8 protein-coding genes are annotated in these 11,483 nt (G+C 75.4%); 3 read left to right on the top strand and 5 right to left on the bottom strand.

The genetic code is table 11. From position 1 onward, the window contains the following. Positions 1-292 precede the first annotated feature (292 nt). Positions 293-1,897 carry an alpha/beta hydrolase gene (locus tag Q0994_RS03085; protein ID WP_299528514.1) on the top strand — a complete coding sequence of 535 codons (1,605 nt, stop codon included), beginning with the start codon at positions 293-295 and terminating at the stop codon, positions 1,895-1,897. Between the two features lie 132 nt (positions 1,898-2,029). Then, positions 2,030-3,619 carry an alpha/beta hydrolase gene (locus Q0994_RS03080; RefSeq protein ID WP_299528511.1) on the top strand — a complete coding sequence of 530 codons (1,590 nt, stop codon included), beginning with the start codon at positions 2,030-2,032 and terminating at the stop codon, positions 3,617-3,619. A gap of 84 nt (positions 3,620-3,703) precedes the next feature. Here Q0994_RS03080 and moeZ read toward each other — a convergent pair whose 3' ends face one another. The 5 genes from moeZ to Q0994_RS03055 form a co-directional block, all read right to left on the bottom strand. Next, complete coding sequence (gene moeZ, locus Q0994_RS03075; RefSeq protein ID WP_299528508.1) at positions 3,704-4,882, bottom strand: adenylyltransferase/sulfurtransferase MoeZ; 1,179 nt, start codon at positions 4,880-4,882, stop codon at positions 3,704-3,706. 85 nt (positions 4,883-4,967) lie between these two features. Next, on the bottom strand, positions 4,968-5,792 hold the full coding sequence (locus Q0994_RS03070) for a spherulation-specific family 4 protein (RefSeq protein ID WP_299528505.1): 825 nt from the start codon (positions 5,790-5,792) through the stop codon (positions 4,968-4,970). Continuing rightward, positions 5,780-6,745 (bottom strand): NAD(P)-dependent oxidoreductase, encoded by a 966-nt coding sequence (locus Q0994_RS03065; RefSeq protein WP_299528502.1) that lies wholly within the window; start codon positions 6,743-6,745, stop codon positions 5,780-5,782. The genes Q0994_RS03070 and Q0994_RS03065 overlap by 13 nt, the downstream gene beginning before the upstream one ends. 173 nt (positions 6,746-6,918) lie before the next feature. Next, a complete protein-coding gene (locus Q0994_RS03060) occupies positions 6,919-8,433 on the bottom strand; it encodes a hypothetical protein (protein WP_299528499.1) in 1,515 nt (504 codons plus the stop codon). 118 nt (positions 8,434-8,551) lie between these two features. Next, on the bottom strand, positions 8,552-10,411 hold the full coding sequence (locus Q0994_RS03055) for a DUF3492 domain-containing protein (RefSeq protein WP_299528496.1): 1,860 nt from the start codon (positions 10,409-10,411) through the stop codon (positions 8,552-8,554). Between the two features lie 391 nt (positions 10,412-10,802). Between Q0994_RS03055 and Q0994_RS03050 the strand changes: the two genes are divergently transcribed. Further along, positions 10,803-11,435: a LysE family transporter gene (locus Q0994_RS03050; protein WP_299528493.1), complete on the top strand. Its 633-nt coding sequence runs from the start codon at positions 10,803-10,805 to the stop codon at positions 11,433-11,435. Positions 11,436-11,483: the final 48 nt, after the last annotated feature.

Genomic DNA, 11,483 nt, shown 5'->3' with positions numbered 1-11,483 from the left:
CGGTCCCGCCCCGGCACGCGTCCGGGAGCCGCCTGGGCGCCTCCCGCCGGTGCGCACGCCCCGCGCGCACCGGCGAGAGCGCACCGCGTCACGGGCACCGCCACGCACCGCGCCGCGCGCGCCTCCCCGGACGCGCCCGCACCGCGTCGCGCACCCTCCACGGACCGCCTCGCACTGGCGCGGGCCCACCTCCCACGCCCGCCGAGCCTCGCCGCATCCCTTCCGCGGCCCGGCCACCCGCATGGCCCGCCGGTCCGCGCGCGGCGGTCCGGGCCGCCGCACGATGGAGATCATGAGGACTTCCCCCGCCCTGCGTGCCGCCGCCCTCACCGCCACCGCCGGTGTCCTTCTCCCGCTGGCGGGCTGTTCGGACGGGGACGGCACGGGGAGCGGCGGTGCGGACCGGTCCCCGGTCCCGGCGTCCACCGCGTCGCCCACCTCGACGGCCGCGAAGCTCGCCTCCCAGGATCTGGACTGGAAACGGTGTACGGCGCCGAGCACCTCGCAGGGCGGCGGCACCTCCCCGTCGCCGCTGCCGGGCGGCACCGCCTGGGAGTGCGCGTTCATGGACGTGCCCCTGGACTACGCGAAGCCCGACGGCCGGACCATCGAACTGGCTCTCGTCCGGGCCGCCGCCACGGACCGGAAGAGGCGGATCGGCTCACTGATCTTCAACTTCGGCGGTCCCGGCGCCTCCGGCGTCGCCACCCTGCCCGCCCTCGGCACCGACTACGACCGGCTGCGGGCCCGCTACGACCTGGTCAGCTTCGACCCCCGGGGGGTCGGCCGCAGCGAAGGCGTGGAGTGCTCCGACGACAGGACGCTCGACGCGCGCTACGCGCAGGACGCCACCCCCGACGACGCCGCCGCGCAGAAGGCCTACGCCGCCGGCCAGAAGGCGTACATCGACGACTGCCGGAAGAACTCCGGCGGGGAGCTGCCCCACGTCGGCACCACGAACGCGGCGCGCGACATGGACCTGATGCGCGAGGTCCTCGGCGACGACCAGCTGTACTACTTCGGGATCTCGTACGGCACCGAACTGGGCAGCGTCTACGCCCACCTCTACCCGGACCGGGTCGGACGGGCGGTACTCGACGCGGTGGTCGATCCGACCGAGGACGTGAAGGAGTCGTCGCTGGGCCAGGCCAAGGGGTTCCAGCTCGCCTTCGACGCCTTCACCGCGGACTGCGCGGACCGGGGCGACGCGTGCAGGCTGCCGGGTTCCACCGGCAAGGAGATCGAGACGTGGACCGCGGAGCTGCTGGCGAAGCTGGAGGACGAACCGGTACCGGGGCTCGGCGAACGCAAGCTCACACAGTCCCAGGCGCTGACCGGCATCGCCTCCTCGCTGTACTCGAAGGAGACCTGGGCCCTGTTGGAGCAGGGGCTGGACGAAGCGGACGGCGGCGACGGCGCACTGCTGCTGGCCCTGGCCGACTCGCTCAACGGCCGCTCACAGGACGGGCATTACGACAACTCCAACGCCGCGAACGCCGCGATCAACTGCGCGGACTCCGCCCAGCGCTTCAGCGTGGAGCAGACGCGCGCCGCCCTCCCGGAGTTCCGCGAGGCGTCCCCCGTCTTCGGCGACTACCTCGCCTGGGGCCTGATCTCCTGCACCGGCTGGCCGGTCACCGGCGCCTGGAAGACCCCCGACGTGTCCGCCCCCGGCGCCGCCCCGATCCTCGTCATCGGCAACACCGGCGACCCCGCCACCCCGTACGAGGGGGCGAAGGCGATGGCCGTGGAGCTGGGCGAGGGTGTGGGCGTGGAGCTGACGTACGAGGGCGAGGGGCACGGCGCCTACAACAGCGGGGACGCCTGCGTGCAGAAGGCGGTCGACGGCTATCTGCTCGACGGCGAGGTACCCGCGGCGGGCACGGTCTGCTCGTAGGCGGCGCACGGCCCGCTCGTGGGCGCAAGCGGGGGCACGGCTCGCTCGTGGGCGCCGCATAGCATGACCGCGACACAGGTCGCGCCGGGGCGTGTCGTACCGCGTCCGCGGCAACGGGGAGGACGGCACCACATGCACGCAAGGGGACGGAACCGACGCGTGGGGGCGCTCTCCGGGGCGGCGCTGCTGATGGCCGGGGCGCTGGCGGGCTGCGGCGGCGGGGGCGGGGAAACCTCCGGCAAGGCGGCGGGCACTCCGTCCGCGACCGCGAAGGCCACCGCCTCCGCGACGGCGACCGGCGGCGCCCCGGCGGGTCTGCCCGCCTCGCTCACCGGACAGCGGCCCGACTGGCAGCGGTGCGAAGCGCCCGAGGGCGGCGAGGCACCGGGCTCCGCCTGGCGTTGCGCGACCGTGAAGGTGCCGCTCGACTACGCGGAACCGGAGGGCCGGACCATCGGCATCGCGCTGATCCGGCGTCAGGCGCAGGACGGGCAGCGCCGGCTCGGCTCACTGCTGTTCAACTTCGGCGGCCCCGGCGGCTCCGGGGTGCAGGTCCTGCCGCGCCTGTCGGCGTCGTACGCCGACCTCAACTCCCGTTACGACCTGGTCGGTTTCGATCCGCGCGGGGTGGCCGCCAGCGCCGGGGTGAACTGCCGCACCGACCAGCGGACCGAACAGGCCCTGAAGAGGATCGACATGACGCCCGACACGGCTGCGGAGGAGGCCGCCTTCATCGAGGACGCCGCGGACTTCGGCGCGGGGTGCGCGAAGAACTCCGGCACGGTGCTGCCCCATGTGCGCACGTCGGACGCGGCCCGCGACATGGACGTCCTGCGTCAGGTCCTGGGTGACGAGAAGCTCTCCTACTTCGGTGTGTCGTACGGCACGGAGCTGGGCGGCACCTACGCCCACTTGTTCCCGCAGCACGTGGGGCGCACCGTGCTGGACGCCGTGGTCGACCCCACGGCGGACACCGTGGGGCACGCCGAGCACCAGGCCTTCGGGTTCCAACGGGCCCTGGAGAACTATCTGAAGGACCGGGGTGAGGACCCCGAAGCGGGGACGCAGCGGATCGTGCGGCTGCTGAGGAAGATCGACGCCAAGCCCCTGCCGACGGACTCCGGGCGGACGCTCAACGAGTCCCTGGCGATCACCGGCATCGTGACGCCCCTGTACGCGCGGAGCAGTTGGCCGATGCTGGCGCAGGCGCTCGACGAGGCGCAGAACAACGGCACCGGCAACGGACTGCTCCAGCTCGCCGACTCGTACAACGGCCGCGACGAGCAGGGCCGTTACGACACTCAGGCGCACTCGCAGCGGGCGATCTCCTGCGCCGACTCCTCCGACCGGCCCACGGTGGAGCAGGCGCGGGCGCTGCTGCCCGCCTTCCGGAAGCTGTCGCCGGTCTTCGGACCCTTCCTGGCCTGGGACACGGCCGGCTGGTGTGCCCGCTGGCCGGTGCCCGGCGAGCGCACGACGCCGGTGGCGAGCGCCCCGGGCGCCGGACCGGTCCTGGTCATCGGCACCACCGGCGACCCCGCCACCCCGTACGAGGGAGCGCAGAGGATGGCGGACGAGCTGGGCGAGGGGGTCGGGGTGATGATCACCAACAAGGGCGAGGGCCATGGCTCCTACGGCGAGAGCCGGTGCGTGACCTCGCTGGTCGACGCGTACTTCCTGAACGGCAAGGTGCCGGCCGACCGGACCGTCTGCACCGCCTGAGCCCGCGCACGGCCGAGGGGCCGGTCCGCGCGGTGTGCGCGGGCCGGCCCCTCGGGGTCGTACGGGTGCGGTGGGCCGGATCGTCTAGTAGACCGGCTTCTCGGGCTCGATCTGGTTGACCCAGCCGATCACGCCGCCGCCGACGTGCACGGCGTCGGCGAAGCCCGCCGACTTGAGCACGGCGAGGACCTCGGCGCTGCGGACGCCCGTCTTGCAGTGCAGGACGATGCGCTTGTCCTGCGGCAGGTCCTGGAGGGCGTTGCCCATCAGGAACTCGCCCTTGGGGACCAGCCTGGCGCCGGGGATGGAGACGATCTCGTACTCGTTCGGCTCGCGGACGTCGATGATCTCGATCTTCTCGTCCCCGTCGATCCACTCCTTGAGCTGCTTCGGAGTGATCGTGGAGCCGGCCGCCGCCTCCTGGGCCTCCTCGGACACGACGCCGCAGAAGGCCTCGTAGTCGATGAGTTCGGTGACGGTGGCGTTCGGGCCGCAGACCGCGCAGTCGGGGTCCTTGCGGACCTTGACCTGGCGGTACTGCATCTCCAGCGCGTCGTAGATCATCAGACGGCCGACGAGCGGGTCGCCGACGCCGGCGAGCAGCTTGATGGCCTCGGTGACCTGGATGGAGCCGATCGACGCGCAGAGCACGCCGAGCACCCCGCCCTCGGCGCAGGAGGGGACCATGCCGGGCGGCGGCGGCTCCGGGTAGAGGCAGCGGTAGCAGGGACCGTGCTCGGACCAGAAGACGGACGCCTGGCCGTCGAAACGGTAGATCGACCCCCACACGTACGGCTTGTTCAGCAGCACGGCGGCGTCGTTGACCAGATAGCGGGTGGCGAAGTTGTCGGTGCCGTCCACGATGAGGTCGTACTGCGCGAAGATCTCCATCACGTTCTCGGCTTCGAGCCGCTCTTCGTGGAGGATCACGTTCACGTAGGGGTTGATGCCGAGGACCGAGTCCTTCGCGGACTCGGCCTTCGAGCGGCCGATGTCGGCCTGGCTGTGGATGATCTGACGCTGCAGGTTCGACTCGTCGACCTCGTCGAACTCGACGATGCCGAGCGTGCCGACACCGGCGGCGGCCAGGTACATCAGCGCCGGCGAACCGAGACCGCCGGCGCCCACACAGAGCACCTTCGCGTTCTTCAGCCGCTTCTGCCCGTCCATCCCGACGTCCGGGATGATCAGGTGGCGGGAGTACCTGCGGACCTCATCGACGGTGAGCTCGGCAGCGGGCTCGACCAGGGGTGGCAGCGACACAGGAACCTCGACAATGCAGGTGGTCGGTTTCTACGTACTTCATCTGCGTACGGTTGTTCTTGCCGTAACACTGCCACGCCCCCCGTCATTCCGAGATACCGGGTCCGATCCGCGAGACGATGTCGTCCCAGTAGCCGGGCAGCGTCGCGAAGGGGTCGGTCTGTCCCTTCTGGCCGTCCCGGTCGGTGAAGAAGACCGTGCCCGCCCCCTGCCAGCGGGCGATGCGCAGGGCCTCGTCGAGGTGGGTGCGCGGGACGCCGTGCACGAAGTGCGCGAAGCGCCCCGGCGGGTAGTCGGCGGTCCACTGCTCGACCTCCGCCCAGCGGTACTCGGTCCACGGCCCCCGGAAGGTGACGAGCTGGTCGGCGGCCTCGGCGTATCCGGGGTGCGGGTGGGTGCCGTGCCCGAGCACGATCCGGAGGGAGCCGTCGTCGTGGCCGCTCTCCCCGGCCAGCGCGTGCAGGGTGGCGGTGAGCCGGCGGACCGAGGGCAGCGCGGCCCGGTCGGTGGGACAGCGGCCGAGGTAGAAGCCGCCGACCCGGTACCAGTCGAGGAACGAGCGGGCGTCGGCGACGAGTTCGTCCCACGGCCGCCGGCCGCCGGCGAGGTTCAGGTGGCCGAGCAGCCGGCCGCCGGCGGCGCGCACGGCGTCGCCCGGCGCGTCCTCGTGCAGCGCGCGCTCGCGGGCGTTGCGCAGTCGGCCCGCCGCCTCCAGGCAGTGCGGGTCGGGGCGGCTGCCGGGGCCGTCGGCCACGTTGAGGACGGCCCAGTGCAGCGGAGTGCCGGGCCGGACGAGTTCGGCCCATTCGGCGCGGGCCAGCAGCGGGTGGCCGTAGCCGGGCACGCCGACGCCGAGCCGTTCGCCACCGCTGATCCGGGGGGCGGTTCCGGTACGGGTCAGATGCGGCATGCCGCCTCCATCCAGATGTCGGCGAGCGACTCCTCCAGGTTGATCCGGGGGCGCCAGCCGAGCCGGTCGCGGGCGGTGCGCACGTCCGCCTGCTGCCAGGCGCCGCAGCCGTCCGGGTAGGGGGACGGGGTGGCGGCGAGGTGCTCGACCATGGACTCGGCGGAGGGCCGGGGGGCGCCGATCGGCAGCCGCGCCGGGGGCGTGTCCAGTTCGTGCAGCGCGCCCGCGAAGCCGGCGACCCGCGCCAGCACGGCGGCGGCGTCCCGCAGCCGGACCGCGCGGCCGGTGCCGATGTTGACGACGCCCTGGGCGGCGGAGAGCGAGGCGGCGTGCACGGCCCGCGCCACGTCCCGCACGTCGACGAAGTCGCGCTGGACGCCGAGGCCGCTGAGCTTCAGCTCCCCGTCGCCGGACTGCATCGCCCGGCGCATCGCCTCCGCGAGCCTGCCGAGCGGGGAGCCGGCCGGGGTGCCGGGTCCGACCGGTGAGAAGACCCGGAGGACCACCGCGTCCAGGCCGGAGCCGAGGACGAGTTCGGTGGCGGCCAGCTTGCTGACGCCGTACGGGCCGCCGGGGCGCGGCACCGCGTCCTCCGCGGTGGAGGAGCCGGGCTGCGAGGGCCCGTACTCCGAGGCGCAGCCGACCTGGACGAGGCGGGCGCCGCAGCCGCTGCGGCGCAGGGCCTCGCAGACGGTGGCGACGGCGACGGTGTTGTGCCGGGTCAGTTCGCGGGCGCCGCCGCGGGTGGCTCCGGCGCAGTTGACGACGACTCCGGGGTGGACGGCGTCCAGGAAGCGGGTGAGCGCTCCGGGGCTGCCGCCCGCGAGGTCGAACCGGACGTCGGCGTCGTCGCCGCGGCCGAGCGCCGTGAGGTGCACGGCCGGGTCGGCGAGCAGCCGGTCGGCGACGAAACGTCCGAGGAAGCCGTTGGCTCCGAGCAGCAGAACCCTCATCGCGCGCTCCCTGAGTGCCGACGGCGGGCTGCCGGTGCGGTGGGTCGGGGGGTCATGTCCGGTTTCTCCTTGAGCGGTTGCGTGCGGTACGGATGTCCCGCGGCGTCGGCTCCGCGGGGGTCGTGCGGTTCGGGGGCCGTGGAGCGCGGCGCTCCGTGGCGGTCCGTTGCGGGTCAGGGGCGGCGGGCGGCATGGGCGGAGGCGCGGGCGAGTGCGGCGGAGGCGTGCAGCAGCAGTCCGAGGGCGGCCGCCGTGCAGGCCAGGGCGGGTACGGCCCCGGTGCCCCCGGCCGCGATCAGCACGTCGACCGGCCGGGCGAGCGGGGCGAGGCCGGGCAGCCGGCCGGCCAGCAGCAGGGCGGGGGCGGCGGCCTCGACGGCGCAGGCGGCGGCCAGGGCGGTGACGGCGGGCGCGGTGAGGCCGTGCACGGCCTCCAGCCGGGCCAGGAAGAAGAGGACGCCGAGCGCGGCGGCCGAGAGCGGCACGGCGCCGGCGCCGAGTCCGAGGTGGGCCGCCACCAGCGGCGGGACCAGGGCGCAGGCGAACAGGACCACCACCACGAGCAGCACGGGGCGGACGCCCGCGCCGAACTCCTCCAGGGCGCGACTGCCGTCGAGCTTGCGGCGGGCCTGTACGGCGAACAGGTGCGCGCACCACGCCCCGGCGGGCACCGCCAGGGAGAGGCCGAGCAGCGGGGCGGTGTCGCCGTCCCACGGTCCGTCGGGGCCGCCGCGGGCGATCTGGGCCAGCAGCCCTTCGCCGTACGCGGCGAAGGCGAGCAGCCAGCAGGTGTAGAGGCCCGCCCGGCCGGAGCCCCCGGCGGCCCTCAGCGGGCCGGTCCGCAGGGCGGCCCGGAGCGCGAGGTGGACGAGCAGGACGCCCGCCGCGACCAGGGCGAACCGGGTGCCCGCGCCGAACACGCCATCGGTCAGCCGGAGCACGGTCACGGCGAGGAAGCAAGCGGCACCGGGCAGCAGGGCGCGGAGCGTCCAGGCCGTGCGCGCCCCGGCCGGCGGGACCGGGGACGGGCCGGAGGGCAGGGCGGCGGGTTCCCGCTCGGCATCGGGGACGCGGGCGTACAGCTCCTCGGCCAGCGAGAAGACGTCCCGGTGGCGGTAGCGGGCGGCGGTGCGGTCGGTGAGGCCGTGCGCCTCCAGCCCGGCGGCGATCTCCAGCGGGTCGACGGCCCGTTCGCACAGGTCGCGGTGGCGGTGCAGCAGCGACTTCACGGGGTCCACGGGACCGCGCCGGGCGGTGCCGGGACGGCGCGCGGGGGGACGGTTCGGGACGGGGCGGCCGGTGGCGGGGTGACCGGCCGCCGGGTGGCCCGCTCCGCGGCCGGGGACCGGGTGCGCGGGGGCGTGCGCCGGAGCGGAGGCGGCCAGTTCGGGGGCGCGGGGGGCGTCGGCCGGGGCGTCGGGCGTCGCGTCGTCGGCCGGGGCGGCTGCGTCCGAGGCATCGTCGCGGGGCCGAGGGCCTTCGGCGGGCGCGTCCTCGTCGGCACAGGGGGCGGCGGTCCGCGGCGTCCCGGCCCCGCGCCCCGCCGGTCCGGACCGTTCGTCGCGCGTGGACGGCACGTCGGCGGCCGGCCGCCGACCCTCACCGGGGCGGGAGCCGTCGGGCTCGGGGGCGTCGGGCTCGGGGGCGTCGGGCTCGGGGGCGTCGGGCTCGGGGGCCGTTCGGCCCATCGGGTCTCCTCCGTGCGGTGCGTGGGCCGGGTCCGGGGCCGGTCCGTGGACGCGTTCGTGGGCCGGTTCGTGGGCCGGGTCCGGGACGGGTTCGTGGGCGGGGGCGGTGGGGCGGGAATCACGCATCGCCGTCCCCCGCCCCGGCACACGCGCCTTCGGGGACCTGGGCCCAGCGCGGCACCCGCCCGGCGCGCGCGCCGGCGGACTCCGCGGACGCGTGCGCCCCCGGAGCCGTGGCGGCCGCCGGGACCCACCGCTCCTCGACGGGACCCGCGTCCGGTACCGCGGCCCGCCCGGCCGGTTGTGGGGTCCGTGCCCCGCCCGTGCGTTCCCCCAGCACATGGGCCTCCGGCGGCGTGGCGAAGGGCCGGGTGTCGCGGTCGTCGTACCGGGCCGCGCGGGCCACCCGCCCCGGTGAACGGGCCAGCAGTTCCAGGTAGATGGACCGGTACGCCGCCAGGTTCTGCTCGACCGTGAAGAGTTCGACGGCGCGGGCCCGCGCGGCGGCCCCCAGGCGGGCACGGCGCTCGGGGTCGCCGAGCAGGGCGAGGCAGGCGTCGGCGAGCGCCTTCGGATTGCGCGCAGGCACCACCAGGCCGGTGCCGCCGATGACTTCGACCACGGCGCCCACGTCCGTGGAGACGGTGGCCCGACCGCAGAACATCGCCTCCACCAGACTGATCGGGAACCCCTCCACGACGCTGGACAGGACGACGATGCCGCCCGCCGCGTACGCCTCGGCGAGGTCGTGCGCCTCGGGGCCGCCGATCTCCTCGAAGGAGACGGGGCTGTCGCCCTCGGCGTGCGCGCCGTCCGCCTCGTCGGGGAGGAGCCGCGCCGCGAGCGCCCGGCAGTGACCGAGGTACGCGGCGCCCTCGGGGCCGTCGGCGGGGGCCCCGAAGACGCGGAGCCGGGCGTCCGGCTCGGCGCGGTGGACCTCGGCGAAGGCGTGCAGCAGGCCGATCAGATCCTTGGCCGGTTCGATCCTGCCCACCCACACCAGCGTGCCCGGGCCCGCTCCGTCGTCCTGCGGTCCCTCGCCGACCCCGGCGAACCGGGCGGCCTCCATGCCGGGGTACACCGTGCGCACCCTGCCGGGGTCCGCACCGCAGCGTTCCTGCCAGCGGCGCACATGGGTGTTGCCGGGGGTGATCACGGCGGCCTGCCGGTACACCTCGGCGGCGAGCCGGGCGTGCAGCCGGGCCAGCAGGGCGCGGGCCGGAGCGCCGGCTCCGTCCGGGGCGGAGAGGTAGTGGGTGCGGAGCGGGACGGTGTGCTCGGTGACGAGCAACGGGGTGCCGAAGAAGCGTTTGGCCAGCAGCCCCGGCAGGGCGGCCGCGCCGCCGGATGCGGCGTGGCAGAGGTCCACCGAGCCGAGGGTGTCGTCGTCGTACCAGTCGAGCGAGAGGGGTCGCAGCAGGCGTTCCAGCTCGGCGGCGAAGGCGAGTTGGTCGGCGACGGTCGCGCGCTGCACCGTGCGGGCGGTGCCCCGGGCGCGGCAGGCCGCCTCCAGGATCCGCACCGTGGCCTCGGAGCGGAGGGCGGTGTGCAGCCCGCCGTGCTCCCGGGCCAGCTCGGCGAGCCCGTAGAGCCCCCGGGTGAACAGTCCGGCGGTGCGCGCGGCGTCCTCCTCGGACGCGCAGACGGCGGTGCAGAGCTCCGTCAGGTGCGCCGTGAACCGGCGCCGCTCGCGGCGCCCGTACGCTCCGGCGCCGCCGGTCACCAGCCGGGTGAGCCCGCAGCCGCCCTCGCCGCCGCGCAGCACGTCCTCCTCCGAGTCCCAGAGCGGTGCGGTGTACACCTCGCGGACCTGCGGCGGGAGCAGGACCCGGCCGAGGTCCTCCTGCTCGGCGGAGCGGCTCAGCGCGAAAAGGTCGAACTCGTGCTGGGGCAGACCGCGTACCAAGCGGTCGCACCACAGTCTGGACTCACCGTTCGCATACGGATAACCACCATCGGTGAGCAGGCCGATCCGCACGAGTGCACCCCCGATCTCCCTTGTGGGCAGCCACCGTTGGCGGGTGGCTCACAGCGGGACGACCGTATGCGGACAGGACGGGGGGATGACGGACGGTTGTCCGTCGCACCACCGAAAGGGGTGAACCGTCGTAACCTTCGCGCCCCGGCGGCGTTCCTTCGCATCGCTTGGCGTTCGGTCACACGCCGTCAGGCCGTGACGCCGGGTCCGGGACGGGAACAGTGGCGGTGCCGGGCGCGGAAAACGGCTTGCCGCGCCCCGTCGGGACCGGCAGTCTCCCGGCCATGAAGACGACTCTCACCCCCGCGCCCCCGGCCGCCGCTCCCTCCGCCCCGCACCGGGGCGACCAGCAGCGGCCCGGCCGCCGACGGAGGCCCGATCCTCTCCGTCCGTGAGCGCGGCGGCCCTCGCGGGGCTGCTGGCCGGCCTCGGCATCGCCGTCCCGGTGGGCGCGGTCGCGGCGTATCTGGTGGCCCTGGCGGCCCGGACGCCGCTGCGGACCGGGGCCTGCGCGGCCCTCGGGGTCGCCACCGCCGACGGCCTCTACGCCCTGGTCGCGGCGGCCGGGGGCGCCACCCTGGCGCCCCTGCTCACGCCGGTCCTGCTCCCGCTGCGCCTGTTCTCCGCCGCCGTGCTCCTGGCACTGGCGGTGCGGACCGGCCGATCGGCCGTACGCCGGTACCGCGCGCGGGAGTCGGCGGACGCCCGCGACGGGGCTCCGCCCTCGCCGGCGCGGGCCTTTGCGTCCTTGCTGGCGCTCACCCTGCTGAACCCCACGACGGTGGTCTACTTCGCCGCGCTGGTGCTCGGCGGCACGCTGTCCGCGGGGGCGGGCCCGGCGGAGCGGGCGGTGTTCGTGGCGGCGGCGTTCGCCGCGTCCGCGGGCTGGCAGTCCCTGCTGGCCTGCGGCGGCGCGTTGCTGGGCCGCGCGCTGACCGGGGACCGCGGCCGGCTGCTGACCGGCGTGGTCTCCGCGTCGCTGATCGCCGCGCTCGCGCTCCGTCTCCTGGTGGTACGGACCTGACCGCGCCCCGCGCCCCGGGAACGGGAGGGCGCGGGGCGCGGTCCGGAG

The organism is uncultured Streptomyces sp., assembly GCF_947488945.1.
Taxonomy (GTDB): Bacteria; Actinomycetota; Actinomycetes; order Streptomycetales; family Streptomycetaceae; genus Streptomyces.
The sequence above is the reverse complement of the archived record's forward strand: the minus strand, read 5'-3'. Positions and strand labels throughout refer to the sequence as shown.